At 53.7% G+C, this 25,287-nt stretch carries 23 protein-coding genes; 9 read left to right on the top strand and 14 right to left on the bottom strand.

The features are described from left to right. Positions 1-96: 96 nt before the first annotated feature. The 10 genes from araD to yiaK form a co-directional block, all read right to left on the bottom strand. On the bottom strand, positions 97-792 hold the full coding sequence (gene araD / locus NA986_RS14010) for an L-ribulose-5-phosphate 4-epimerase (protein ID WP_000893174.1): 696 nt from the start codon (positions 790-792) through the stop codon (positions 97-99). Further along, positions 786-1,646, bottom strand: a complete 861-nt coding sequence (locus tag NA986_RS14005) for an L-ribulose-5-phosphate 3-epimerase (RefSeq protein WP_023138218.1) — start codon at positions 1,644-1,646, stop codon at positions 786-788. The genes araD and NA986_RS14005 overlap by 7 nt, the downstream gene beginning before the upstream one ends. Beyond that, positions 1,639-2,301, bottom strand: a complete 663-nt coding sequence (gene ulaD, locus NA986_RS14000; RefSeq protein ID WP_000089530.1) for a 3-keto-L-gulonate-6-phosphate decarboxylase UlaD — start codon at positions 2,299-2,301, stop codon at positions 1,639-1,641. The genes NA986_RS14005 and ulaD overlap by 8 nt, the downstream gene beginning before the upstream one ends. Further along, a complete protein-coding gene (locus tag NA986_RS13995; protein ID WP_023216220.1) occupies positions 2,298-3,794 on the bottom strand; it encodes an FGGY-family carbohydrate kinase in 1,497 nt (498 codons plus the stop codon). The genes ulaD and NA986_RS13995 overlap by 4 nt, the downstream gene beginning before the upstream one ends. Before the next feature lie 3 nt (positions 3,795-3,797). Beyond that, a complete protein-coding gene (gene yiaO, locus NA986_RS13990) occupies positions 3,798-4,784 on the bottom strand; it encodes a 2,3-diketo-L-gulonate TRAP transporter substrate-binding protein YiaO (RefSeq protein ID WP_000766337.1) in 987 nt (328 codons plus the stop codon). 11 nt (positions 4,785-4,795) lie between these two features. Then, positions 4,796-6,073: a 2,3-diketo-L-gulonate TRAP transporter large permease YiaN gene (yiaN, locus tag NA986_RS13985; protein WP_000301822.1), complete on the bottom strand. Its 1,278-nt coding sequence runs from the start codon at positions 6,071-6,073 to the stop codon at positions 4,796-4,798. Between the two features lie 2 nt (positions 6,074-6,075). Continuing rightward, positions 6,076-6,549: a 2,3-diketo-L-gulonate TRAP transporter small permease YiaM gene (gene yiaM / locus NA986_RS13980; RefSeq protein WP_000832316.1), complete on the bottom strand. Its 474-nt coding sequence runs from the start codon at positions 6,547-6,549 to the stop codon at positions 6,076-6,078. A gap of 138 nt (positions 6,550-6,687) precedes the next feature. After that, positions 6,688-7,620, bottom strand: coding sequence for a DUF4862 family protein (locus NA986_RS13975; RefSeq protein WP_023216221.1), 933 nt, complete (start codon positions 7,618-7,620; stop codon positions 6,688-6,690). Between the two features lie 23 nt (positions 7,621-7,643). Further along, positions 7,644-8,108 carry a YhcH/YjgK/YiaL family protein gene (locus tag NA986_RS13970; protein WP_000576100.1) on the bottom strand — a complete coding sequence of 155 codons (465 nt, stop codon included), beginning with the start codon at positions 8,106-8,108 and terminating at the stop codon, positions 7,644-7,646. Between the two features lie 11 nt (positions 8,109-8,119). Continuing rightward, positions 8,120-9,118 (bottom strand): 3-dehydro-L-gulonate 2-dehydrogenase, encoded by a 999-nt coding sequence (gene yiaK, locus NA986_RS13965; protein WP_000861182.1) that lies wholly within the window; start codon positions 9,116-9,118, stop codon positions 8,120-8,122. 229 nt (positions 9,119-9,347) lie between these two features. Between yiaK and yiaJ the strand changes: the two genes are divergently transcribed. Both yiaJ and NA986_RS13955 read left to right on the top strand, forming a co-directional pair. Continuing rightward, on the top strand, positions 9,348-10,148 hold the full coding sequence (gene yiaJ, locus NA986_RS13960; RefSeq protein WP_023216222.1) for an IclR family transcriptional regulator YiaJ: 801 nt from the start codon (positions 9,348-9,350) through the stop codon (positions 10,146-10,148). A gap of 116 nt (positions 10,149-10,264) precedes the next feature. Further along, positions 10,265-10,738 (top strand): 4Fe-4S dicluster domain-containing protein, encoded by a 474-nt coding sequence (locus NA986_RS13955; RefSeq protein WP_001078817.1) that lies wholly within the window; start codon positions 10,265-10,267, stop codon positions 10,736-10,738. Between the two features lie 36 nt (positions 10,739-10,774). Here the strand turns inward: NA986_RS13955 and avtA are convergent, their stop codons facing one another. Both avtA and NA986_RS13945 read right to left on the bottom strand, forming a co-directional pair. Next, on the bottom strand, positions 10,775-12,025 hold the full coding sequence (gene avtA / locus NA986_RS13950) for a valine--pyruvate transaminase (RefSeq protein WP_000144383.1): 1,251 nt from the start codon (positions 12,023-12,025) through the stop codon (positions 10,775-10,777). A 173-nt stretch (positions 12,026-12,198) separates the two neighbouring features. After that, entirely contained in the window at positions 12,199-14,226 is a 2,028-nt protein-coding gene (locus NA986_RS13945; RefSeq protein ID WP_023216223.1) for an alpha-amylase, read from the bottom strand. Between the two features lie 315 nt (positions 14,227-14,541). On the opposite strand from NA986_RS13945, the gene NA986_RS13940 reads away from it, so the two are divergent. Continuing rightward, positions 14,542-15,366 carry a protein bax gene (locus NA986_RS13940; protein WP_001575119.1) on the top strand — a complete coding sequence of 275 codons (825 nt, stop codon included), beginning with the start codon at positions 14,542-14,544 and terminating at the stop codon, positions 15,364-15,366. Positions 15,367-15,426: 60 nt separating this feature from the next. Here NA986_RS13940 and xylR read toward each other — a convergent pair whose 3' ends face one another. Further along, a complete protein-coding gene (gene xylR, locus NA986_RS13935; protein ID WP_000459824.1) occupies positions 15,427-16,605 on the bottom strand; it encodes a D-xylose utilization transcriptional activator XylR in 1,179 nt (392 codons plus the stop codon). A 362-nt stretch (positions 16,606-16,967) separates the two neighbouring features. Here xylR and xylA point away from each other — a divergent pair, with 362 nt between their 5' ends. The 3 genes from xylA to NA986_RS13920 all read left to right on the top strand — a co-directional run bounded on the left by xylA (position 16,968) and on the right by NA986_RS13920 (position 20,372). Continuing rightward, positions 16,968-18,290: a xylose isomerase gene (xylA, locus tag NA986_RS13930; RefSeq protein ID WP_001149561.1), complete on the top strand. Its 1,323-nt coding sequence runs from the start codon at positions 16,968-16,970 to the stop codon at positions 18,288-18,290. A 99-nt stretch (positions 18,291-18,389) separates the two neighbouring features. Further along, on the top strand, positions 18,390-19,844 hold the full coding sequence (xylB, locus tag NA986_RS13925) for a xylulokinase (protein ID WP_023216226.1): 1,455 nt from the start codon (positions 18,390-18,392) through the stop codon (positions 19,842-19,844). A 174-nt stretch (positions 19,845-20,018) separates the two neighbouring features. Then, a complete protein-coding gene (locus NA986_RS13920) occupies positions 20,019-20,372 on the top strand; it encodes a YiaA/YiaB family protein (RefSeq protein WP_000340935.1) in 354 nt (117 codons plus the stop codon). Positions 20,373-20,394: 22 nt separating this feature from the next. On the opposite strand, the gene NA986_RS13915 is transcribed toward NA986_RS13920, so the two are convergent. Then, a complete protein-coding gene (locus NA986_RS13915; protein WP_023216227.1) occupies positions 20,395-21,390 on the bottom strand; it encodes an acyltransferase in 996 nt (331 codons plus the stop codon). Positions 21,391-21,555: 165 nt separating this feature from the next. Between NA986_RS13915 and NA986_RS13910 the strand changes: the two genes are divergently transcribed. The 3 genes from NA986_RS13910 to glyS all read left to right on the top strand — a co-directional run bounded on the left by NA986_RS13910 (position 21,556) and on the right by glyS (position 24,987). After that, positions 21,556-21,858 carry a YsaB family lipoprotein gene (locus NA986_RS13910; protein WP_000605592.1) on the top strand — a complete coding sequence of 101 codons (303 nt, stop codon included), beginning with the start codon at positions 21,556-21,558 and terminating at the stop codon, positions 21,856-21,858. A 138-nt stretch (positions 21,859-21,996) separates the two neighbouring features. Next, entirely contained in the window at positions 21,997-22,908 is a 912-nt protein-coding gene (glyQ, locus tag NA986_RS13905) for a glycine--tRNA ligase subunit alpha (RefSeq protein ID WP_001168551.1), read from the top strand. A gap of 9 nt (positions 22,909-22,917) precedes the next feature. Continuing rightward, the gene (gene glyS / locus NA986_RS13900; RefSeq protein WP_001291738.1) at positions 22,918-24,987 is read left to right on the top strand and encodes a glycine--tRNA ligase subunit beta; all 2,070 of its coding nucleotides are present in this window, start codon (positions 22,918-22,920) and stop codon (positions 24,985-24,987) included. Positions 24,988-25,287: the final 300 nt, after the last annotated feature.

Raw genomic sequence — 25,287 nt, 5'->3', positions numbered from 1 at the left:
GGGCCTACAAGAGTTCATCACAACGTATTGATATTGCAAATCTTGTAGGTCGGATAAGGCGCAGCCGCCATCTGACACAGGCTGTGGCTGCCGGCATTACTGCCCGTAATAGGCATTCGCGCCGTGTTTACGCAGATAATGTTTATCGAGCAGTTCAGGCTGCATATCCGGTAGCTGCGGGGCCAACTGGCGCGAGAACAGCCCCATATAGGCGCACTCCTCAAGCACCACGGCGTTGTGGACGGCATCGGCGGCATTTTTACCCCAGGCAAACGGGCCGTGCGAATGAACCAATACCGCCGGGATTTGCGCCGGATCGAGACCGCGCTCTTCAAAGGTTTTAATAATCACCTCGCCGGTCTGATACTCGTACTCGCCGTTAATCTCCTCAACGGTCATCAGCCGGGTACAGGGGATCGCGCCATAGAAATAGTCGGCGTGGGTGGTGCCCCAGGCGGGGAGATCGAGCCCGGCCTGCGACCAGATCGTCGCATGGCGGGAATGGGTATGCACGATCCCACCGATCTGCGGATAGCGGCGATAGAGCGCCAAATGGGTCGCGGTATCGGACGACGGTTTTTTGTTGCCTTCAACGACCTTACCGCTGGCGATCTCTACCACCACCATATCGTCGGCGGTCATCACCTCATATTCGACGCCGGAAGGCTTAATGACCATCAGCTTGCGCGTCTCATCGACCGCGCTGACGTTGCCCCAGGTAAAGGTGACCAGCCCGTGCGCCGGGAGGGCCAGGTTGGCCGCCAGCACCTCGGCTTTCAGTTGCTCTAACATGTGAAACCTCCTTCCTGCATCCGTGATTCAATCCAGCGGCGGGCCTGGATAATTTCCAGCACCGGCTCGCTGGCTTTCTCTGTCCACATCTCAATCAGAAATGAACCGCGATAGTTCAGCTCATGCAGCGTTTTGAAGATGCCGACAAAATCAACGCATCCTTCGCCAAACGGCACGTCGCGGAACTGGCCGGGGCTGTCACCGGTTACCGGCAGCGTGTCTTTCAGGTGGATAGCGGCGATACGGTCGATACCCAGCTTCAGTTCGGCGGTCACGTCGTTCCCCCAGGCGCTGAGGTTGCCGACGTCTGGATAAACGGTGAACCACGGTGACGAAAGCATCTCGTCCCACTTTTTCCACTTGCTGATGGAGTTCATAAACGCGGTATCCATGATCTCCACCGCCAGCATCACCTGCGCCGCTGCGGCCTGTTCCACCGCCCACGCCAGCCCTTCGGCGAAACGTTGCTGGGTGCCTTCGTCGTGTTCTTCGTAATAGACGTCGTAACCTGCCAACTGGATGGTGCGGATCCCCAGGTCGCGCGCCAGGCGAATGGCTTTGGTCATGATTTCACGCGCCCGCTCGCGTACCGCTTCGTCGCGGCTGCCAAAAGGGAAGCGACGATGGGCGGAGAGGCACATCGACGGGATGGCGACGCCGCTTTCCAGCATCGCGCTCACCAGCGATGCGCGTTGGGCTGGCGTCCACTCCAGGCGCGAAAGGCGTTCATCCGTTTCATCCACCGACATCTCGACAAAATCAAAACCGCAGCTTTTTGCCAGCACCAGCCGCTCCGGCCAACTGAGGTCTTTCGCCAGCGCTTTCTCGTAAATACCTAATGGATGATTACGCATGCTTTTCTCCCCAAATGGCGTCAATTTGGGCGTGGAATTCGGCTGCGACCTGCGCCGGATGGGCGGCACCCGCCAGCGCACGTCCGGCGATAAATGCCTTAACGTTAATGTTGCGGAACAGCGGCAGATCCGCTGGGGTAATGCCGCCGGTAATTGACAGTTCAAGGCCGATGTCGGACAACGCCTTCATACGCGCCAGGTCCGCTTCTCCCCACTGCTGCCCGCTGGCCTGAGCATCGCGTCCGCGGTGGTAAATCGCCTGGCGAACCCCGACGCGATACCAGTCTCGGGCGTCGTCCAGCGTCCAGTTGCCGAACAGTTCCATTTGAATTTCACCGCCGCAGGATTGCGCGACGGCATGGCCTTTCTCGACCGTGGCGAGCGGCGCAGCGCAGATGATAGTCATCCAGTTAGCGCCAGCGCCAAACGCCTGCTGCGCCAGGGTTTCTCCGGCATCGGCCACTTTCCAGTCGGCGACGATGATTTTTTCCGGGCACTGCGCTCGCAGGGCTTTCACCGCGCTAAGGCCTTCGGTTAAACAAAGGATGGTTCCGGCCTCAACGATATCGACATGATCCTGTAGCAGGGCGACATCGCGCTGGGCTGCTTCCAGGCTGGTGTGGTCGAGCGCCAGTTGCAGTAATGGTCGGCTCATAATGCGTGCTCCTTAATACGGGCGTGATAGCCCTGTAGTGCTTCAATCAAATCCTGGTATTGGCGGTATTTGCGCTGGTAGAGGGCGTGTGCGGTCATGTCCGGCAGCAGCGTGCGCACCGGGTGCTGCAGGTCGCGTTGGGCCTCGCGGAAATCGCGATATACGCCGGTGCCGACGCGGGCTGCCAGCGCCGCGCCGAAGCAGCCGGTCTCCTCCACCTGCGGCAGTTCAATGCGTAAACCGCTGACGTCCGCCAGCATCTGCATCCAGACGTCGGAGTGGGCCGGGCCGCCGGTAACGCGCAGGGCGCAAACGTCGGTAAAGCGTTCACGCATGCGGTTGAGGTGGGTCATATGGCTGAAGACCACGCCTTCATAAATCGCCTGCAGCAAGTGCGCGCGGGTGTGCAGCGCCTGCATGCCGTAAAAACCGCAGGTCATCTCCAGTCCGGCATTGCTGCCGTAGAGAAACGGCAGAAAAAAGAGGTCGCTACCGGCTTTCGGCAGGCTGGCGACCGCCTGGTTGATCTCGTCAAAAGAGAGGTCGTCCCACTGGGCGGTGAACCATTCAAGGTTGCCGGAGGAGGTCGGGCTGGCTTCGTGAACGATATACTGCCCGTCATTGACGTAGCGGCCATAGACGTAAGGGTGGGCCTCATGGTCGCGCAGGCCGTGAGCGATGCCGCTGGTGACGGCCCAGGTACCCATCACCGCATTGAGCGTTGATTCATCCTCAATACCGGCGCAAAGGGCGGTGGAAACCACGTCAAACAGGCCGCCGACGACGGGGGTACCCGCCGCCAGACCGGTGATGGCGGCCGCCTGAGCGGTGATCTCCCCGCATATTTCGGCTGAACCCACCACGGGGGGCAGCGCGCTGTCGATTTCGCTGATGCCCAGCCATTCGGTCAGGCGCGGGTCGTACTGGCCCGTCGCCATGTTGTAGAGGTTGGACTCGGAGATATTGCTCTCTTCGCAGCCCTTCACGCCGGTTAAGCACCAGCGCAGATAGTCATGCGTCATCATGACGCTGCCTATCTGCGCGTAGCGCTGCGGCTCATTCTCTTTTACCCAGCGTAAAAGGGAGACCGGATGCCCGGTCCACAGGGTTTGCCGAGTCAGCGGGTAGAGTTTTTGCGGAACCGCTTCTTTTTGCCAGCGCTGGACAATTTCCATGGCGCGACGATCGGAAGAGAGTATCGCTTTACCTAATGGCCGATCGCTTTTATCTAACAGAAACAGGCCCTTCCCTTGGGCTGAAATACCCAGACCGCGGATTTGTGAACCGTTCACCCCCGTGTGCGCCAGCAGTTTGCTGATGACCGAGGCGCACTGTTGCCACAGCTCGGTCATATCGCGTTCAACCCAGCCTGGCTGCGGGCTTAAAGCGTGCAGCGGCAGGCGTTGCACCGCTACTTCCCGGCCTGCGCCATCGTACAACCCGGCTTTTAGCCAACTCCCACCACAATCTAACCCCAGCCAGTAGTTGCTCATGACTTATTGCACCTCGTCCACGGCTTTCAGGAGATCGGCGCCCTGCGGGTTGTCTTTCAGGAACATATCGCGCACCTGGCTGCCCAGCGCATCGCTGAAGGCTTTACGGTCGATATCGGTCAGGACTTCAACTCCGGCTTCTTTCATGCCATCGATAATTTTTTGCTGATCTTCGGCGACCAGTTTGCGCTGATAGTCACCCGCTTCTTTGGCGGAACTCAGCAGTGCCTCCTGGAACTGCGGGCTTAAAGCGTCGAATTTGGCTTTATTGATCACCAGCAGAAGAGGCGAATAGGCGTGATGAGTGAGGGAGAGGTATTTCTGTACCTCATAGAATTTCGCTGACCACACGACGTTGATAGGGTGTTCCTGGGCATCAATCGTACGGGTTTCGAGGCCGGTATAGACTTCGGAGAATGGCATCGGAATAGGGTTCGCGCCGAAGATTTTAAAGGCCGCGATATTCATTGGGCTGTTGTTAGTGCGGATTTTTAAGCCTTTCAAATCGCCCGGCGTTTTTACCGGCGCGCGGGAGTTGGTGACGTCGCGCCAGCCGTTTTCCCAGTAGGCGAGGACTTTTAACCCTTTTGAATCGAGTGATTTTTTCAGTTCATCGCCGACTTTGCCGTCGAGCGTTTTATGCGCATGCGCGGTATCGCGAAACAGGAAGGGGACATCAAGTAAGTTGAATACAGGGGCCAGGCCGGTGAAATTGTTCGAACCGGACATTTCCATATCAATAGTTCCGCCGCGCACCCCGCTGATCATTGCCTGGGCGTTACCTAATGTGCTGTCAGGAAAGAGTTTTAGCGTTAATTCGCCGTTAGTTTTTTCTTTTAATAGTTCGTTAAATTTTTTCGCGGCAATATGTTGAGAGTCAGTTTGCGGTGTTTCATAACCAAAACGTAAAGATTGCGCCGCCAGAGACGACACGCTGAAAACCGTCAGACCAGCTATCAATAATGAACGAGCAATAACGTGTAATTTCATAATATTATCCTTTAATTAATCCATTTAAGCGGTGTGATAATTAGCTCGGGAATAAAAATAAATAAAACCAGCAGCGACATCAGGACGACAACGTAAGGGAATACGCCTCTTACCGCGTCATCAAATTTCAATTTTGCTACCCCGGAAATAACGTTGAGGACGTTGCCAACGGGCGGTGTGATTAATCCAATAGAGCAGTTAATAATGAACATGACGCCGAAATAAATCGGATCAATATTGGCTTCTTTAACTAATGGCAATAATACAGGGGTAAGAATTAACACCGTTGGCGTTAAATCCATCACCATACCGACGACCATAATTGAGATCATAATGACGATAAATAAGAGTCGCGGAGAGTCGACCAGCGGCTGCAGCAAATCTGACACCATCATGGGTAATTCCGCGATCGTAATCAGCCAGGCGGATACCTGGGCCGCGGCCACCAGAAACATGACGACTGACGTCGTTTTGGCGGCATTGACCAGCACGTGGTAGAGACTGGAAAACGTTAATTCCCGATAGATAACCACGGCGACAAACAGGGCGTAAAAGGCGGCAACCGCCCCTGCCTCCGTTGGCGTGAAAAGTCCGGAACGGAAGCCGCCGATAATAATCACCGGTAAAAACAGCGCCCAGATACCTGAAACCAATGATTGCCAGATTTCACGCGGTGTTGCTTTAGGCTGAGAAGGGAGATTTAATCGCCCGGCCTGCCACCACCAGGTGAGCATAAGCGCCGCGCCCATCATGATGCCCGGTGCGATCCCGGCCATAAACAGCTTGCTGATCGACAAGCCGCTGGAAACGCCGAAGATAATAAAAGGAATCGAGGGGGGAATAATTGGCGCAATGATCCCGCCGGAAGCGATTAACCCAACGGAGCGGTTGATCGGGTAGTTTGCGGAGCGCATCATCGGCACCAGCAGCGCGGCGACCGCAGCGGTATCTGCTACCGCAGAGCCGGAAAGGCTGGCCATAATCATTGCCGCAATAACGCCCACGTAGCCCAGGCCGCCGGGCTTATGGCCGACCAGCTTCATCGGCAGGTCGACAATTCGCTTTGACAGGCCGCCCGCGTTCATGATTTCACCGGCCAAAACAAAAAAGGGAATGGCCAGCAGGGAGAAGCTGTCCGCGCCGTTAACCAGGGTTTGCGCCATAATCTGCACGTCAAACATATCCAGGTATGCCATCAGAGCAGCGCCGCAAAGCAGCAGCGACCAGGCGATGGGTAAACCTATCGCGATCCCGCCGAGCAGGCAGCAGAGAAATATCACCACGGCCATGATTAGGCTCCTTGCTGTGGTTGTTGAAAGGAATCGTTACGCGTTATTAAGTGATAAAGCCGACGCAGCTCGATTAACGCGATAGCAACGCTTGTGGGCAGACAGGCGATATACATCAGGCCGATCGGTAAACCGAGGATTGGCGAGTGATCGCTCCAGTCCTGCAACGCTTTTTGCAGGCTGCCCCAGCCTAATGCGAGGCATAACAATAAAATCAGCGAATGTGTCAGCAGCGAGAGTCGACGCTGATTCGCTGGCGAAAGTTTTTCCACCACAAAAGTAACCTGAACGTGAGCGTTATCCATAAATGCAACGATGGCGCCAATAAACGTCAGCCATACAAATAGATAACGTGATAGTTCATCTACCGACAAAATACTGCTCTCAAAACCGTAACGTAAAATAACATTAATAAATACAATGCAGGAAAGTACGGCAATTAATACCGCAAGTATGCCCTCAAGTACCCGCTTCATAACGACTCCATCAGGTTATAGAAACTTATTTCTTTCGATGCTGAATAGTGGAACTTAATTTCTTATGTTTGGTTTATATTAGGTCGGCGCAACGTTGAGTTGCAGGCCGAGAATTAAGGTGATGATGTTTCATTCAGGTTAGCCGCGTGTGGCCTTTTTCATCATGTTAATACCATCGCGTAATATATTTATGCGGTGATTAATATCGGCGCTGGCATTGATTTCCAATAATTTAATACCGGTAAACTGCAACAGATCGGGAGCTGCGGCGGTAATCAGTTCTTTAACATGTTTCTCCGTCATCAGACTTTGTGGACAGAAAGGTGCAAACGGAGCATGGAGGTCCTGCCATTCGCCGTATTCTCCATCCAGCGTTGTACCGGAGAACATCAGTGCCCCGAGTTTTCCAGCCTGTTTGGCCTGCTGCGTGTGGATCAATGGTAGAGAGGTATCCCGCCCTTCAATAGCCGAGCGCGCCCAGTTAATGCAGACGCTTATGTCATAGTCGGCAATAGTTTCCAGTACGTTTACTAACGGTAAGAATCCTTTGCGCGGTGCGGGGCCGGTCACCGCGTCGCAGTGTTCAAGCACCAGGTCGCAGGACCAGTCCCAGTTGGCAATCTCTTTTAATGAGCGCGCAAAGGCGTCGGTTGCCTGCGCTACGTTCGGATTGCCCGCCAGTGGGGCGGCATGAAGCTCAAGGGCTATGACTTTGCCGGGGGTTTTCGCATTGAGATTATTTATCTTCTGATAAAGATGACGGTAGTATTCCACGCAGGCTTTACGCTGTCCCTCGTCACTGGACGCTAATCCAAAACCGCCGTTTTCGCTACGGCGACGCATGGTTTCCATTATCGCGGTGACCACGATTTGCCAGTTTCCCGGTGTATGGCGCAATAACCACTCGTCGCCGAGCGGGTGAAGATGTTCAAGACAAGGCTGCTCCAGCCCCCGGATATCCGGAGTATCAGAGAGTTGCCGCCAGAATTCCGTCTCTTCCTCTTCACTCTTCTGGTGAAATGAGGGTGCACAAGGGTACGCACCGATAATATAACCGGTATTATTTTTCATTTTGTGCTCCAGTAAACTCTATTTTATAAAACGTCTATGGCGACTTTTACGACTATTTTCCGTATCGGCGTAGCAATGCTTTTATTACAACCTGGACGATGAACATCCTGCGGGAAAAACAGGGCATAACTTCCCGGTATCATTTCAATGAATGATTCATGTTCACTGTCGTGATAAAAAATAATATCGCGCTGTTCTAATAATGATTCGCTGATTTGATTATTACCGGTATCAATGGCAACCCCAATTTTCTCTTCGCCCCATGCCAGAAACTGAATATCCAGATAGCGGCGATGGACTTCCGGACGATTTTCAGCAGCATCGCGGGTGGTCATATCGATAATCTGCGCGAAGATATTTTTGCCGTCGATTTCCACTACGCCGGGTTCCAGCGTGCGAAAGTCCGTATTGCGCAGGAAATCGAGCGCCTGCTCTATGGCCGACGGTAGCCGGCACGGATTAGGCTGCGCAATATGTCCAAAAATCATGATGTGGCTCCTTACAGCGCCTGAATTTTGGCCCAGACGCTGTCGTCAATGGTGATACCGTGACGGCGGTTGTCATCCAGCAATTTGGTAAATTCGTGGCCGGGCAGCCGAATCGCGACGTTGTCGTCGGCGCGTTCAGCGGTGGTGATGAAATCCATAATCCGCTGCAGTTTGGCGTCGCGGGTTGCACCATCGATCAGCTTATCCACTTCTATGGCGATGAAAATCTGCGAAACGCCATATTCATCGCTGTTTTCCTGGGTCACTTCGGCAACGGAAGAGCCGTTGGAAAGCAGGGTGGCAATCATGTCCAGCACAATCGACAGACCAGATCCTTTCCAGTAACCCATTGGTAAAATGCGGCGATTTTTCTCGATCACGCCCGGTTCTTTGGTCAACTGACCGTTATCGTCGAAACCGCCGTCCACCGGCAGTTCGCGGCCCGCCAGACGGTTAACCTCCAGCATGCCGTAAGAGAACATCGACATCGACATATCTACCATCGTGATCGGCGTAGACGGGATGGCGACGATCAGCGGATTGGTACCGATACGGCACTCTTTCGCGCCCCACGGCGGCATGACGGCGATGGAGTTGGTCCAGCAAATGCCGATATAGCCTTTTTCCGCCGCCTGCCAGCCGTAGCTGCCGCCGCGCATCCAGTGGTTAGCATTACGTAACGCCACCAGGCCAATACCATGGTCGGAAGCCAGCTCGATGGCCCGGTCCATCATCTTTTTCGCCGTCAGGTTGCCGATAGCGCGCTGAGCATCCCACTGTTCGATGGCGCCGAGGCTGGTAACTCGCTGCGGTTTAGCATCAGGAATAATGTCGCCGTTATCCAGTTGCTGGATGAAGCGGGGAAAGCGGTTCACGCCGTGGGAATAGACACCGGACTCGGTGGTGCGAGCGAACATTTCCGCGCAGGCGTCGGCGGTATCTTCCGCAATATTCCGCGACCGCAAGACGCGGTAGAAGGCCCCTTTTAACTCTTCGAAAGCTACTTTCATCCCTGTTCTCCTGGTCGATTGTTAGAAATTTTAGTATGTTTTTTTATCGATAAATTTCATAATACGAAATGTAGTTCCAAATATATAGATCAAAAATTGACATGGCAACGCCAGAGAAGGTTTTTAAAAACGATTAAAATCATCGGGTTATGTTTTTTATGCTGATATCGTGAACTGCAACACACTTTGAGCTACCATCTGATCGCCCAAGAAAGGAGAGAGTTTTCTGATGAGCCAGAACAACGATAAAGAGAAGCCTGCGGGGAGTCAGAGCCTGTTTCGTGGCCTGATGTTGATAGAAATTTTGAGTAACTACCCGAACGGTTGCCCACTGGCGCACCTGTCGGAGCTGGCGGGGTTGAACAAGAGTACCGTCCATCGTTTGTTGCAGGGGCTTCAATCCTGCGGATACGTGACGCCAGCGCCGGCGGCCGGAAGCTACCGTCTGACGACAAAGTTTATTGCCGTCGGCCAAAAAGCCCTGTCATCGCTGAATATCATCCACGTTGCGGCACCGCACCTTGAGGCGCTCAACCTGGCTACCGGCGAGACGGTGAATTTTTCCAGCCGTGAAGATGACCACGCTATCCTGATTTATAAGCTGGAACCGACCACCGGTATGCTGCGCACGCGTGCCTACATTGGCCAGCATATGCCGCTGTACTGCTCGGCGATGGGGAAAATTTATATGGCGTTTGGTCAGCCGGATTATGTGGCGTCTTACTGGGAAAGCCATAAAGATCAGATCCAGCCGCTGACTCGCAACACCATTACCGATTTACCAGCAATGTACGATGAGCTGGCGCAAATTCGTGAAACCAGCATGGCGATGGACCGCGAAGAAAATGAACTGGGCGTCTCCTGTATTGCTGTGCCTGTGTTTGATATTCACCATCGAGTGCCTTACGCCATTTCTATTTCACTGTCGACGTCACGGCTAAAACAGATCGGCGAGAAAAATCTGCTCAAACCGTTGCGTGAAACCGCACAGGCTATCTCTAATGAGCTGGGATTTACCGTTCTCGAATAAGACAGCTCGCCAGGTTTTATCAGGCATCTGACAAAATTTGTCCGTTTGCGTAGTGGGATCAAAGCGGCGGGGAATGGCTCTCTGGCATTCTGGCGTTTTAACGCAGGGGGAGAACAATGAACCGGTTTATTATGGCGGATGCGTCGGCGTGTATCGGGTGTCGTACCTGCGAGGTCGCCTGCGTGGTGTCGCACCAGGAACAGCAGAATAGCGCGGCGGTGACGACGGCGGACTTTGTGCCGCGTATCCGGGTGATAAAAGAGGATAGCTTCACCACGGCCACGGTCTGCCATCAGTGTGAGGACGCGCCGTGCGCGAATGTCTGCCCGGTACAGGCGATTCGCCGTGACCGGGGGCATATCTTCGTGACGCCATCGCGCTGCATTGGTTGTAAAAGCTGTATGCTGGCTTGCCCGTTTGGTGCGATGACCGTGGTGGCGTCCGCGTCAGGCGCGCAGGCGATTAAATGCGATCTTTGCTGGCATCGGGAAGCGGGGCCGGCGTGCGTGGAAGCCTGCCCGACCAGTGCGTTACAGTGCGTTGACGCAGCACACGTGCAGCGCCAGCGCCTCTATTCTCAACCTTTCTGAACGTCGTTCCGGCCTGCATGATGGCCGGAATAACCGTCAGCCTTCACGCCAGGCGCGTTCAATCTCTTCTGCCAGAATTTTTACGCCCGCCTCGATTTTATCCGGTTCAGGCACGTAGTTCATCCGCATACACTGGTGTGTGTGCGGCCAGGGTTTATCCAGTCCGGGAAAGAAATAGTGGCCCGGCACCATCAGCACGCCGCGCGCTTTCAAGCGTTGATAGAGTAGCTCGGTGGTAATCGGCAGATCTTTAAACCACAGCCACAAAAATATTGCGCCTTCCGGTTTATGAATCAGGCAGCGTTCTTCGGATAAATAGCGACGAATGATCGCGATCGTCTGTTGAACGCGCTGATAGTAGAAAGGTTTGATAACCGTTTCCGACAGCCGCAGCAGATCGTTACGCTTAATCATTTCGCACATCATCGCCGGACCCATGCCGCCGGGCGCAAGGCTGATAATGCCGTTCATGTTGGCAATGGCGGAAATCGTCTTATCATTGGCGATGATAATCCCGCAGCGGGAACCGGGCAGCCCCAGCTTCGAGAGGCTCATGCATAGGATAATATTGGGGTTCCACAGCGGGCGCGCCTCGCTAAAGATAATGCCCGGAAACGGTACGCCGTAAGCGTTATCAATCACCAGTGGGATGTTGTGCTGATTCGCCAGTCTGTCCAGCTTCATCAGCTCTTCGTCGGTGATAACGTTACCGGTTGGGTTGGTCGGGCGCGAGACGCAAATCATCCCCGTTTCTTCGCCGATGTGCAGATGCTCAAAATCGACGTGATACTTAAACTGGCCTTCCGGCAGCAGCTCAATATTCGGGCGCGCCGAAACGAAGAGGTCGTCTTCCAGACCGGAATCCGCATAGCCGATGTATTCCGGCGCAAGCGGGAATAGTACCTTTTTCGTACTGCCATCGGCGCGACGTCCGGCGAAGAGATTAAATAAGTAGAAAAACGCGCTCTGACTGCCATTTGTCAGCGCAATATTCTGTGGTTCGATATCCCATCCCAGCGTTTCACGTAGCAGTACGGCCAGTGCATTCAGTAGCGCCGTTTTTCCCTGGGGGCCGTCATAATTACAAAGCGCATCAGCGGCTTTGCCGCTTTCTACCATCTCTGTCAGTAGCGTCTGGAAATAATCCTGCATTGCAGGGATGTGTGCCGGGTTACCGCCGCCAAGCATGATGGCGCCTGGCGTGCGTAAGCCGTCGTTGAGATCCTCCATCAGGCGGGTAATGCCTGAATGGCGGGTAAATTTATCGCCGAAAAGTGAAAATGTCATAACGGGTGATCTATCGAACTGTCTGTCAAAGTGGATAACCATAACGCTACAAATGGCGGGGCGCAAATGGGGGTCAGGCGGTAGTGTTGATGTTTTATGCTACAAATTTTTATCAGGTTAGTTTTTTATTTTGAAGGGGCTACCGGTACGCGAGGAGACCGGTAGCGCCACGATTAGCGGCGGCCCGCCCAGACGACCATCACCGTATCGTCGCCGTACTGGCGTACAAAACCGTACCCGTGTTTTAGCGTCAGCGTGGTTTGTTGGCCTGCGCCGATGGCGGGATGTCTGGCGCGGAACTGGCTAATACGCTGCCAGTGCGCGACGGCTGCGGCTGACTTTCCGCTCACGTCCTGCCAGTTCATATCTGAACGGGTGCCTTGCAGCGGGTCGGAGCCGGTGGGGCCGAAGGGACGAGCGGATTCATCGCCGTAAAAGATCTGCACCGCGCCCGGTGAAAGCAGCAGCAGTTCCGCCGCCTTATCACCGCCCTCACGGAAAAGGCGCGTATCATGCGAGGAGAGGTAACTTAATACGTTGAAATCCTGCATTTTATCCGCCATCTGCTGCCAGACTGGCCCCATTTCCGCCAGGCAATCGACCGCTTTCGCCGCCTGCTCCTGATAATCAAAATTGATCATCGCGTCGAAACCATAGCGATAATAATCACTTTTCATGACGCCGTGGCCCCACGCTTCGCCAGTCATCCAGAACGGGCTATTATCCAGCGCTTTGTCCGGATTGGTCTGCTTCCATTCACGTAACGCCGCGCTGGCCTGGGTTTTTAGCTGTTGCCAGGCAGGAAGCTCAACGTTTTTGGCAGTATCGACCCGGAACCCGTCAATGCCGTAATCATGCACCCACTGGCTTAACCAGTGAGTCAGATAATCCCGTGGCGTATAGCCCTCAATGAACTTTGCTTTAGTATCGGGTTTGTTGGCATAGAACGCGGGTAGGCCGGAAGGCGTGGCAGATTCCGTTTTTATATCCGGCAGGAAGGCCAGCGACAGGGTTAAATCGTCAAATCCCGGACTGTCGTAGTCGCCAATATCGGTACGAATCCACTTTTTCCCCCACCATTTTTCCCAGGCGGCGCTGTCGCTGAAGTTGATGTAGTCGTTAAAGCTGTGCCAGCTTTGTCCGGCGGCGGGTCGCCAGTTTGTCCAGCGATCGCCGAGAATTTTTTGCCGTTCCGCGCCGGATAAATAGAGCGCGCCGAACTGATACTCCTGCATATCCGCCAGCGTGGCGTAACCGGCATGATTCATTACTACGTCAAATAAAATACGGATGCCGCGCTGGTGCGCGCCGTCGACCAGCGCGCGGAGATCGGCTTCGCTGCCCATATTGGCATCCAGCGTTGTCCAGTCCTGAGTGTAATAGCCGTGATAGGCGTAATGAGGAAAATCGCCTTTTGTTCCGCCGCCGACCCAGCCGTGGATCTGTTCAAACGGCGAGCTTATCCACAAGGCGTTCACGCCTAATTGCTGTAGATAGTCCAGTTGACTCGTCAACCCGCGCAAATCGCCGCCGTGGAAAGTGCCAATCTCTTGCATACCATCCTTATGGCGACCATAGCTGTGGTCGTTGGTTGGATCGCCATTGCGAAAGCGATCCGTAAGCACAAAATAAACGGTGGCGTTGCGCCAGTTAAAAGGCGCTGATGCATGGGTTTCCGCGCGTTCCAGCAATAAAAGCCCGTGGCTGTCGGCAGGTCGCAGCGTGATTTGCCCGTTTTGGACGGTATCGGTTTGACCACTGTAATAATCGCGTACTACCGTTCCTTCCGGAAAGGTTTGGCGAACATCCAGCGTGAGCGGCGAACCATCCCAGACGGGACACTGGTAGGCGAGCTGCGCGGTGCGTTCAGGTTCAGTTTTTATCGATAACAACAGGGTCGGCGTACCGGAGCGGGTATCTACCGTTATCGTATAGTCGCCATCTTTAAACAGACGCCATTGCGGCGGCGCGCCTTCGCAAGGTTTTAACGACAACATTTGGTTGAGTTTTATGGCGCCGGAGGGCTGCCAGCACTGCTGGTCAATATGGAGCGTTAACGCGCGTGTACCTTTTGTTAATGCAGCATGGCTGGTAAAGCGTCCGGTTTCCTGCGTCGAGAACGTCGGAAAACCGGGTGAGGTCCATGATGAGGCGATCGCGATACCGGGTATCAGCGTCAGAGCGAAGGCGGCAAGTTTCATCACGCTATCCTTTGTGGGCAATATTCATCAGCTTGCCTGGTTTTTAGGCGAATGAACTCCTCCTCAGCAGAGAGTCGCGCAGGAGGAGGCGCGAGGGTGAGCGACGAGGCGCAAAAAAACGCCTCTATTTGCGATAAGCACCACATTTTATTGGCATTATTGCTGCCTGTTATCGTTAATGGTTGACATAGTTTCGGATTAAGACTATTCCCTGAGGTGCTTTTTAAGCCTATTTTTGCTAGAATTTGGGGTTCAAACCTTAACTTCGTGAAAAATAAAAGGTGTTGGAATGTATCAATCCGACCAGGAGACCTAATGATATTGACTCCCATGCGACGATATGGGGCAATGATTCTTATGTTACTCACCATCGCATTTTCGGGTGAGGTGCTGGCAAAGACGCACGCAACACAAACGAGTCAAAAGTCCCACATAACTGAGACAAGTTATAAACAGGTTAGCAGTAAACAAGAGTATTCTCGCAATAGTGCAAAGAGCAGTTCACTTCCTGATTTGCGAAAATACCCTTCCGGAACCCCCAGAAAAAAAGCGTTTCTCCGGACCGTTATGCCTTACATCACCAGCCAAAATGCCGCGATTACCGCGGACCGTAATTGGCTGATCTCAAAACAGTACCAGAACCGCTGGTCGCCGTCTGAGCGCGCGCGTATGAAAGATATCGCGAAGCGCTATAAAGTGAGCTGGTCCGGCAACACGCGTCGTATTCCGTGGAATACGTTGCTGGAGCGCGTCGACATTATCCCAACCAGCATGGTGGCGACGATGGCGGCGGCGGAAAGCGGCTGGGGAACCTCTAAACTGGCGCGTAGCAACAACAACCTGTTCGGCATGAAGTGCACGAAAGGGCGTTGTACCAATACGCCGGGTAAGGTGAAAGGTTACTCGCAATTCGCGTCGGTTGAGGAGTCGGTGAGCGCGTATGTCGCCAACCTGAACACGCATCCGGCTTATTCCTCTTTCCGCAAGTCGCGCGCCCAACTGCGTAAGGCGGATCAGGAAGTCACCGCCACGGCGATGATTCATAAGCTGAAGGGTTACTCTACCCAGGGGTCGCGCTATAACAACTACTTGTTCGCGATGTACCAGGACAACCAGCGTCTGATCGCCGCGCATATGTAATTCTGTGTGCCGGATGGCGCTACGCTATCCGGCTTACAAGGCGTCTGTAGGCTGGATAAACTACAACAACGCTTCACTATGCTGGTCGCGATACTCCTTAGGCGTAGTGACGTACTCCTTTTTAAACACCGAATAGAAATATTGCAGCGACGGGTAGCCGCACATTTGCGAAATTTCGTTTATCGCCAACGTGGTAGAAATCAACAAACTACGCGCTTTTTCCAGCTTTTCGGCGTGGATCAGCGCATGTATCGTCTCGCCAACTTCTTCCTTAAAACGTTTTTCCAGGTTTGAACGTGAAATCCCAACCGCGTCCAGCACCTGCTCGACTTTAATGCCCTTACAGGCATGGTTACGAATAAAGTGCATCGCCTGGATAACCGCCGGATCGGTCAGGGAGCGATAGTCTGTCGAGCGGCGCGCAATGACGCGCACCGGCGGCACCAGAATGCGCTGTAACGGCATCTCTTCGCGCGCCAGCAAACGGTGCAGCAGTTTCGCCGCCTGATAGCCCATTTGCCGCGCCCCCTGCGCGACGGAGGAAAGCGCGACGCGCGACAGGTAACGGGTTAACTCTTCGTTATCAATACCGATAACGCAAAGTTTTTCCGGCACCGGAATATGCAGGTGTTCACAGGCCTGCAATACGTGACGGGCGCGGGCATCCGTTACGGCAATGATGCCGGTTTGCGGCGGCAGCGTCTGAAGCCAGTCGGCGAGGCGATTTTGCGCGTGCTGCCAGTTTTCCGGCGCGGTTTCCAGTCCCTGATAGACTACGCCGCGGTATTTTTCCTCGGCGACCAGCTGGCGAAAGGCGTATTCCCGTTCCGCTGCCCAATGTTTGCGGCTGGAGTCGGGCAAACCGTAAAACGCGAAGCGGTTAACGCCTTTTTCTTTTAAATGCAGGAAAGCGCTTTCAACGAGCGCATGATTATCGGTGGCGATGTAATGAACGGCGGGATAATTTTCAGCAAGATGGTAAGAACCGCCGACCCCGACAATGGGTACGTCGACATCGGCTAATAATTGCGCGATATCGTCATCATCGTAATCGGCAATAACGCCGTCGCCTAACCACTCTTTAATGTTATCGATACGGGCACGGAAATCTTCCTCAATAAATATATCCCATTCGGATTGCGAGGCTTGTAAATATTCACCCACCCCCTCCACTACCTGACGGTCATAGGCTTTATTCGCGTTAAATAACAGAGTGATGCGGTGACGTTTATCAAACATGAGGATATATCCTGCAAAAGTGAACCTGGACTCATGGATACTATCAAAACGGCTGACATAACGGTCTGGCGAATGATGACAAATTATTTTGCGCCTGAAACGTTATGCGAAATTCATCACAGCAAACGGCGGATGACAATTGTCATTTCTTATCTATATATTACGGTTTTTTGTTTATTTGCCAGGATTCGATCGCGATCGCTTTTTTCTTCTGTGGTTTTCAGCGTTTTTTTGAGAGCCAGAGCACATTTGGGGATTCTCTTAATAGCGGTGTGAAATAACGTAATTGAGCAATAAATCAGGAAATTCCAGTATGACGTTATGTCGTTTACTTGCCGTCTTATCTGATTATGGAGCTCACTATGCAGGCTTATTTTGACCAACTCGATCGTGTTCGCTATGAAGGCCCTCAATCGACTAACCCGCTGGCATTTCGTCATTACAATCCCGACGAGCTGGTTTTAGGTAAACGTATGGAAGATCACCTGCGTTTCGCGGCCTGTTACTGGCATACCTTCTGCTGGAACGGCGCGGATATGTTTGGTGTAGGCGCGTTTAATCGTCCGTGGCAGCAACCGGGCGAAGCGCTGGAGCTGGCGAAACGCAAAGCGGACGTGGCGTTTGAATTTTTCCACAAACTGAATGTGCCTTTTTATTGCTTCCATGACGTGGATGTGTCGCCGGAAGGCGCGTCGTTGAAAGAATATAAAAACAACTTCGCACAGATGGTGGATGTGCTGGCGGCGAAACAGGAGCAGAGCGGCGTAAAACTGCTGTGGGGAACGGCGAACTGCTTTACCAACCCGCGCTATGGCGCAGGCGCCGCCACTAACCCGGATCCGGAAGTCTTTAGCTGGGCAGCGACGCAAGTGGTTACGGCAATGAACGCCACGCATAAACTGGGCGGCGAAAATTACGTCCTGTGGGGCGGGCGCGAAGGTTATGAAACGTTGCTGAATACCGATCTGCGCCAGGAACGCGAACAGATTGGCCGCTTTATGCAAATGGTGGTCGAGCACAAACATAAAATGGGTTTCCAGGGCACGCTGCTGATTGAACCGAAACCGCAGGAACCGACAAAACATCAGTATGATTATGACGTTGCAACGGTCTATGGCTTCCTCAAACAGTTCGGCCTGGAAAAAGAGATCAAAGTGAACATTGAGGCGAACCACGCGACGCTGGCGGGCCATTCGTTCCACCATGAAATCGCGACCGCTATCGCGCTGGGTATTTTTGGCTCCGTTGACGCCAACCGCGGCGATGCGCAACTGGGCTGGGATACCGATCAGTTCCCGATTAGCGTTGAAGAGAACGCGCTGGTGATGTACGAAATCCTGAAAGCGGGCGGATTCACGACGGGCGGTCTCAACTTCGACGCCAAAGTTCGTCGCCAGAGCACCGATAAATACGATCTGTTCTACGGTCATATCGGCGCGATGGATACGATGGCGTTGTCGCTGAAAATCGCCGCGCGTATGGTTGAAGACGGCGAGCTGGATAAACGCGTGGCGAAGCGCTATGCCGGCTGGAATGGCGAGCTGGGGCAGCAGATTCTGAAAGGACAACTCTCCTTAGGCGAACTGGCGCAGTATGCGGAGCAGCATAATCTGGCGCCAGTACATCAAAGCGGTCATCAGGAGCTGTTAGAAAATCTGGTTAACCGTTATCTGTTTGATAAATAACCCTATCTACCGGGCGACTCCGCGTTAGCCCGGCCTGTAGTCGTGATTAGCCCGGTAAGCGTAGCGCTGCCGGGCGCTTTCAGTAAAGGAACCCATACTATGTATATCGGGATCGATCTTGGTACATCGGGTGTAAAAGCTATCCTGTTGAATGAGCAGGGCGATGTGCTGGCTACGCATACTGAAAAACTGACCGTATCGCGTCCGCATCCCTTATGGTCGGAACAGGAACCAGAGCAGTGGTGGCAGGTGACGGATCGTGCGGTTAAAGGTTTAGGTCGGCAACAGTCGTTAAGTGGCGTCCGGGCGTTGGGCATCGCCGGACAAATGCATGGCGCGACATTGCTTGATAGCCGTCAGCAGGTTCTGCGACCAGCGATTTTATGGAATGACGGACGCTGTAGCGAAGAGTGCGCCTGGCTGGAAAAACAGGTGCCGCAGTCGCGTGCGATAACCGGTAATCTGATGATGCCCGGTTTTACCGCGCCCAAATTAGTCTGGGTGCAGCGCCACGAACCGGATATTTTCCGCCAGATAGACAAAGTTCTGCTGCCGAAAGATTTTCTGCGGCTGCGAATGACGGGCGTCTTTGCCAGCGATATGTCGGATGCAGCGGGAACGATGTGGCTGGACGTGAAAAAGCGCGACTGGAGCGACGTTATGCTCAACGCCTGTCATTTAACCCGACAGCAGATGCCAGCGTTATTTGAAGGTAGTGACATTACCGGAACGTTGCTGCCAGAGGTAGCCAGCGCATGGGGAATGCCAGCAGTACCTGTGGTGGCGGGCGGCGGCGACAATGCGGCTGGCGCAGTCGGCGTAGGAATGATCGATGCCGGACAGGCGATGCTCTCACTTGGAACATCGGGCGTCTATTTTGCCGTCAGCGACGGCTTTCTGAGTAAACCGGAGAGCGCAGTACACAGTTTTTGCCATGCGCTGCCGGAACGCTGGCATTTAATGTCTGTAATGTTGAGCGCCGCCTCTTGTCTGGACTGGGCGGCTAAACTCACCGGGCAGAAGAACGTCCCGACGCTGATTGCCGCCGCGCAGCTGGCGGATGAGCATACCGATCCGATCTGGTTTTTGCCGTACCTGTCCGGCGAGCGCACGCCGCACAATAATCCGCAGGCAAAAGGCGTTTTCTTTGGTTTAACCCATCAGCATGGCCCGGCGGAACTGGCGCGGGCGGTACTGGAAGGCGTGGGATATGCTCTGGCGGATGGCATGGATGTGGTTCACGCCTGCGGCGTCAAACCCGCCAGCGTGACGCTTATCGGCGGCGGGGCGCGCAGCGAATACTGGCGTCAGATGCTATCTGATATTAGCGGGCTACAGCTTGATTATCGTACTGGCGGCGATGTGGGGCCAGCGCTGGGCGCGGCGCGTCTGGCGCAAATTGCGGTGAATAAACAGACTCCGCTCGCCGATGTATTGCCGCAGTTGCCGCTGGAGCAGGCGCATTATCCTGATGCGCAGCGTCATGCGGCTTATCAACAACGTCGTGAAACCTTCCGTCGACTCTATCAGCAGCTGTTGCCGTTGATGTCATAAGTCAGAATGCCTTTCGGTTTTGGCTGAAAGGCATTTCCCGTAAATATTAATTCTATTGAATTATATAGAAGTAAGTATGTGTGTTTTCTGATTTTTATATTATTGCTGAGCAGGCGCCTTTTTCATCGCTATTTCTTCGCTTAATGTGTCTCACACAACCACAAGGAGAGTGAGATGGACGATCACGTTGCGCGCAGGAAACGGATATTCGGCCTGGGAATGTTAGTTGTCGGTGCAGTGGTATACCTGGTGGGACTGTGGCCAGGCTGTCATACATTAAGCGAAAAGGGATATTTTTTTGCGGCAATCGTCATGTGTGGTTTTCCAGTCTTAATTCGCCAGGAACACACGGGAAATGGCCGCTTGCTTTCTCGTTGCAAATCTTTGCTGTTGCTTGGCATCGGCATGGTCGCGGTCGGCGTATTTAACCTGGCGCTGGCGGGCGCGCTGAAAATACTGTGTCTGGTGGCGCTGGGGGTCAGTATATATGGAACCGATCTTTACGCTTCCTACAGTGATGATGAATGATGGCCGGAGCCATCATTGTCGTTTAGCTAACCCATTTCCGTTTATCGATACGCTGTAACAGCATGGAAAGTAGCAGGCTTCCTGTCACCGTCGCGGCAAAAACCCACACGATGTCTAACGGCGGCCAACGTTTTAACTCCAGACCATTAGTACGTAGCGCATGGATAATCAGCGCGTGGAAACCATAAATACCCAGCGAGTGGCGGGAGATAAGTCCCAGTCCAGGTAACGTCCGCGCATTCAGCTTATTTTTAACTACCGTGAACAGTGAGACGGCGCAAATAAACACCATGGGACCGCAATACAGATACCAGGTATCGGCAAAATTTCCGCGCCAGCGTAATTCATGCAATGTGCCGCGAGAAATAACAAATACCGCGATGATGAACAGGGCAGCGCAGATAAGCGTCAGCGATGACTTTTGCGTCTCCATCATTCCAATGGCGCGGCCCAGGATACCGTAGAGAATGTAGTAGAACGTGTCGCCGTTGATATACAGATTGATGGGCAACCATTCAACGCCGCCAATTTTTTGCGGCACAGTATTTGGGTTAGCAATAATACCAATGATCACCATCAGCATCAGGAGCATTTTGCCGCTCACGTTTTTTACCTGGATTAATGGCGATACCAGGTAGATCACCGCAATCGCAAAGAAAAACCACAGGTGGTAAAACACGGGTTTTTGCAGCGCATTTTTTAGCGAAAGCTCGACGTTGATCGAAGTAAAAAGTGAAATGTAAGCCAGGGCGACAACGCTGTAAAAGATAAGGCAGAGGGCGATACGTAAAAAATGCCGCGGTTGCGCGCAGCGCTCGCCAAAAAAAAGATAGCCTGAAATCATAAAAAACAGGGGAACGCTAACGCGCGAAGCCGAATTCAGGACATTCGCAATATCCCAGTTTAGCGGGCTGACGCTGTGGGCGTTGGTGATGTACCACGTTGTAGTATGGATCATCACTACCATTAAACAGGCGATCCCTCGCAGGTTATCAATCCAGTTAATTTTAGGCTGCATCAGTTCCTCAGCTTCCGTTTGAATAGAGTTCCAGCGCGGTGGCTCACTGGAAAAATCCGACTTTCTACGCTACATCTTGTGATGGCGTAAGGAGATTCGCACAATGTTTCTGTTACCCACAAACCTTAATAATAAGACTGACCAGCAAACCAGACGGTAATAAAAATGATAATGAAGTATTTCTGTACTGTGATGATAGCCATCGCTCTGGTGGGATGCACAGCGACACCGCCACCGACGCAAAAAGCCCAGCAGAGTAAAGTGAGCCCAACACGCACGCTGGATATGGAAGCATTGTGTAAAGCTCAGGCGGCGCAGCGTTACAACACTGGCGCACAGAAAATTGCTGTTACCGGCTTCGAACAGTTTCAGGGGAGCTATGAGATGCGTGGTAATACCTTCCGTAAAGAGAGTTTTGTCTGCTCTTTTGATGCAGATGGGCAGTTTTTACATCTTTCTATGCGGTAAAAGCCGCGCCTGGTGAGGTGTGATGCCGCGAAATCCGGCAATTTTCGCTAAACAAACCGGTTTCATACTGTATATCTCGCATCCAGCGGGTATACTGGCTCCTTCCTTTAAATCCACACGTATCCAGCACGAAATAATATGCAAAAGTTTGATACCAGGACCTTCCAGGGCTTGATCCTGACCTTACAGGATTACTGGGCTCGCCAGGGCTGTACCATTGTTCAACCATTGGACATGGAAGTCGGCGCGGGAACTTCTCATCCAATGACCTGCCTGCGCGCGCTGGGGCCAGAGCCGATGGCGACTGCCTATGTGCAGCCTTCTCGTCGTCCGACCGATGGCCGCTACGGCGAAAACCCGAACCGCTTACAGCACTACTATCAGTTCCAGGTAGTGATTAAGCCGTCTCCGGACAACATTCAGGAGCTGTACCTCGGTTCTCTGAAAGAGCTGGGTATGGACCCGACCATTCACGATATCCGTTTCGTGGAAGATAACTGGGAGAACCCGACGCTGGGCGCCTGGGGACTCGGCTGGGAAGTGTGGCTGAATGGCATGGAAGTGACGCAGTTCACCTACTTCCAGCAGGTCGGCGGCCTGGAGTGCAAGCCGGTGACCGGTGAAATCACCTACGGTCTGGAACGTCTGGCGATGTATATCCAGGGCGTGGACAGCGTTTACGACCTGGTCTGGAGCGATGGCCCGCTGGGTAAAACCACCTACGGCGACGTGTTCCATCAGAACGAAGTGGAGCAGTCCACCTATAACTTTGAATACGCCGATGTGGATTTCTTATTCACCTGCTTCGAGCAGTATGAAAAAGAAGCCCAGCAGCTGCTGGCGCTGGAAAACCCGCTGCCGCTGCCGGCCTACGAGCGTATTCTGAAAGCCGCCCATAGCTTCAACCTGCTGGATGCGCGTAAAGCTATCTCCGTCACCGAGCGTCAGCGCTACATTTTGCGTATTCGCACCCTGACCAAAGCAGTGGCAGAGGCTTATTATGCTTCCCGTGAAGCCCTCGGCTTCCCGATGTGCAACAAAGACAAGTAAGAGGCGGCCATGTCTGAGAAAACTTTTCTGGTGGAAATCGGCACTGAAGAGCTGCCACCAAAAGCACTGCGCAGTTTGGCTGAGTCCTTTGCTGCGAACTTCACTGCGGAGCTGGATAACGCCGGCCTCGCGCACGGTAACGTTGAATGGTTTGCCGCCCCGCGCCGTCTGGCGCTGAAAGTGGCGAATCTTGCTGAATCTCAGCCCGATCGCGAAGTCGAAAAACGTGGTCCGGCGATTGCTCAGGCGTTTGACGCCGAAGGCAAACCGAGCAAAGCGGCAGAAGGCTGGGCGCGCGGCTGCGGGATCACCGTTGATCAGGCCGAGCGTCTGAAGACCGACAAAGGCGAATGGCTGCTGTATCGCGCCCACGTGAAGGGCGAAAGTACCGAAGCGCTGGTGCCGAACATGGTAGCCACCTCGCTGGCGAAACTACCGATCCCGAAACTGATGCGCTGGGGCGCGTCTGACGTCCACTTCGTGCGTCCGGTGCACACCGTGACCCTGCTGCTGGGCGATAAAGTGATTCCGGCGACCATCCTGGGCATTCAGTCTGACCGCGTCATTCGCGGCCATCGCTTTATGGGTGAGCCTGAGTTCACTATCGACAATGCTGACCAGTACCCGCAAATTCTGTTGGAGCGCGGTAAAGTCATTGCGGACTACGAAGCGCGTAAAGCCAAAATCAAAGCGGACGCCGAAGAAGCAGCACGCAAGATTGGCGGTAATGCCGACCTGAGCGAAAGCCTGCTGGAAGAGGTGGCCTCGCTGGTGGAATGGCCGGTGGTATTGACGGCGAAGTTTGAAGAGAAATTCCTCGCCGTGCCTGCCGAAGCGCTGGTGTACACCATGAAGGGCGACCAGAAGTATTTCCCGGTTTATGACAACGCGGGCAAGCTGCTGCCGAACTTTATCTTCGTCGCCAACATCGAGTCGAAAGATCCGACCCAGATTATCTCCGGTAACGAGAAAGTGGTGCGTCCGCGTCTGGCAGATGCTGAATTCTTCTTCAATACCGACCGTAAAAAACGTCTGGAAGACCATCTGCCGCGTCTGCAAACCGTGCTGTTCCAGCAACAGCTGGGCACGCTGCGCGACAAGACCGACCGTATTCAGGCGCTGGCGGGCTGGATTGCCGGTCAGATTGGCGCTGACGTCAACCACGCCACTCGTGCGGGCCTGCTCTCCAAGTGCGACCTGATGACCAACATGGTCTTCGAGTTCACCGACACCCAGGGCGTGATGGGGATGCACTACGCGCGACATGATGGTGAAGCGGAAGATGTGGCCGTGGCGCTGAACGAACAGTATCAGCCGCGCTTTGCCGGTGATGACCTGCCGTCTAACCCGGTGGCCTGCGCGCTGGCGATCGCCGATAAGATGGATACTCTGGCGGGTATCTTCGGTATCGGTCAGCATCCGAAAGGCGACAAAGACCCGTTTGCGCTGCGTCGTGCCGCGCTGGGCGTGCTGCGCATCATTGTTGAGAAGAACCTCAACCTTGATCTGCAAACGCTGACTGAAGAAGCGGCGCGTCTGTATGGCGACAAGCTGACCAATGCCAACGTAGTCGATGATGTGATCGACTTTATGCTGGGTCGTTTCCGCGCCTGGTATCAGGACGAAGGTTACACCGTCGACACTATCCAGGCGGTACTGGCGCGTCGTCCGACCCGTCCGGCAGATTTCGATGCGCGTATGAAAGCGGTATCGCACTTCCGTACCCTGGAAGAAGCCTCTGCGCTGGCGGCGGCGAACAAGCGCGTCTCCAACATCCTGGCGAAAGCCACTGAGCCGCTGAACGATATCGTCCACGCCTCCGTACTGAAAGAAGCGGCGGAAATTGAGTTGGCCAGACATCTGGTTGTGCTGCGTGATAAGCTTCAGCCGTACTTTGCCGATGGTCGTTATCAGGAAGCGTTGATTGAGCTGGCTGCTCTGCGCGCGCCGGTGGATGAATTCTTCGAAAATGTCATGGTTAACGCGGAAGAGAAAGATATCCGTATCAACCGCCTGACGCTGTTGTCGAAACTACGCGAACTGTTCCTGCAGGTTGCGGATATTTCGTTACTGCAATAAGCGTTCAGTTAAATAAATAAAAACCTGCTTTCGGGCAGGTTTTTTTTATAACGTAAAGAGTGCTAGTCGATTCGCTAATAATTCTGTAACTCATAGACGCGGTTATTTCTATTGATTGGCAAAAAATATTTCAGGAATACATTAACGCTGGCGGTACGGATATTGGCGTTAGAATAGCTGCGGGTGCTTGAGACTGTTTGTCTCAGGTATTCACCAAAAGGCAGACAGAGAAAATCCCCACCTGACTATACCCAAAATAATTCGAGTTGCTTAAAGGCGGCAAGGGAGTGAGTCCCCAGG

The sequence above is a fragment of the Salmonella sp. NW177 genome (genome assembly GCF_051811585.1).
GTDB classification, from domain to species: domain Bacteria; phylum Pseudomonadota; class Gammaproteobacteria; order Enterobacterales; family Enterobacteriaceae; genus Salmonella; species Salmonella enterica.
The sequence above is the reverse complement of the archived record's forward strand: the minus strand, read 5'-3'. Positions and strand labels throughout refer to the sequence as shown.

Coding starts and splice junctions, on each gene's coding strand:
- yiaK (WP_000861182.1), bottom strand. CDS start 9,118: ATGAAAGTAGCTTTCGAAGAGTTAAAAGGGGCCTTCTACCGCGTCTTG.
- NA986_RS13995 (WP_023216220.1), bottom strand. CDS start 3,794: ATGAGCAACTACTGGCTGGGGTTAGATTGTGGTGGGAGTTGGCTAAAA.
- avtA (WP_000144383.1), bottom strand. CDS start 12,025: ATGACATTTTCACTTTTCGGCGATAAATTTACCCGCCATTCAGGCATT.
- yiaJ (WP_023216222.1), top strand. CDS start 9,348: ATGAGCCAGAACAACGATAAAGAGAAGCCTGCGGGGAGTCAGAGCCTG.
- glyQ (WP_001168551.1), top strand. CDS start 21,997: ATGCAAAAGTTTGATACCAGGACCTTCCAGGGCTTGATCCTGACCTTA.
- araD (WP_000893174.1), bottom strand. CDS start 792: ATGTTAGAGCAACTGAAAGCCGAGGTGCTGGCGGCCAACCTGGCCCTC.
- NA986_RS13920 (WP_000340935.1), top strand. CDS start 20,019: ATGGACGATCACGTTGCGCGCAGGAAACGGATATTCGGCCTGGGAATG.
- NA986_RS13970 (WP_000576100.1), bottom strand. CDS start 8,108: ATGATTTTTGGACATATTGCGCAGCCTAATCCGTGCCGGCTACCGTCG.
- NA986_RS13910 (WP_000605592.1), top strand. CDS start 21,556: ATGATAATGAAGTATTTCTGTACTGTGATGATAGCCATCGCTCTGGTG.
- yiaO (WP_000766337.1), bottom strand. CDS start 4,784: ATGAAATTACACGTTATTGCTCGTTCATTATTGATAGCTGGTCTGACG.
- NA986_RS13940 (WP_001575119.1), top strand. CDS start 14,542: ATGATATTGACTCCCATGCGACGATATGGGGCAATGATTCTTATGTTA.
- NA986_RS13975 (WP_023216221.1), bottom strand. CDS start 7,620: ATGAAAAATAATACCGGTTATATTATCGGTGCGTACCCTTGTGCACCC.
- NA986_RS13945 (WP_023216223.1), bottom strand. CDS start 14,226: ATGAAACTTGCCGCCTTCGCTCTGACGCTGATACCCGGTATCGCGATC.
- NA986_RS14005 (WP_023138218.1), bottom strand. CDS start 1,646: ATGCGTAATCATCCATTAGGTATTTACGAGAAAGCGCTGGCGAAAGAC.
- NA986_RS13955 (WP_001078817.1), top strand. CDS start 10,265: ATGAACCGGTTTATTATGGCGGATGCGTCGGCGTGTATCGGGTGTCGT.
- xylB (WP_023216226.1), top strand. CDS start 18,390: ATGTATATCGGGATCGATCTTGGTACATCGGGTGTAAAAGCTATCCTG.
- NA986_RS13915 (WP_023216227.1), bottom strand. CDS start 21,390: ATGCAGCCTAAAATTAACTGGATTGATAACCTGCGAGGGATCGCCTGT.
- glyS (WP_001291738.1), top strand. CDS start 22,918: ATGTCTGAGAAAACTTTTCTGGTGGAAATCGGCACTGAAGAGCTGCCA.
- yiaN (WP_000301822.1), bottom strand. CDS start 6,073: ATGGCCGTGGTGATATTTCTCTGCTGCCTGCTCGGCGGGATCGCGATA.
- yiaM (WP_000832316.1), bottom strand. CDS start 6,549: ATGAAGCGGGTACTTGAGGGCATACTTGCGGTATTAATTGCCGTACTT.
- ulaD (WP_000089530.1), bottom strand. CDS start 2,301: ATGAGCCGACCATTACTGCAACTGGCGCTCGACCACACCAGCCTGGAA.
- xylR (WP_000459824.1), bottom strand. CDS start 16,605: ATGTTTGATAAACGTCACCGCATCACTCTGTTATTTAACGCGAATAAA.
- xylA (WP_001149561.1), top strand. CDS start 16,968: ATGCAGGCTTATTTTGACCAACTCGATCGTGTTCGCTATGAAGGCCCT.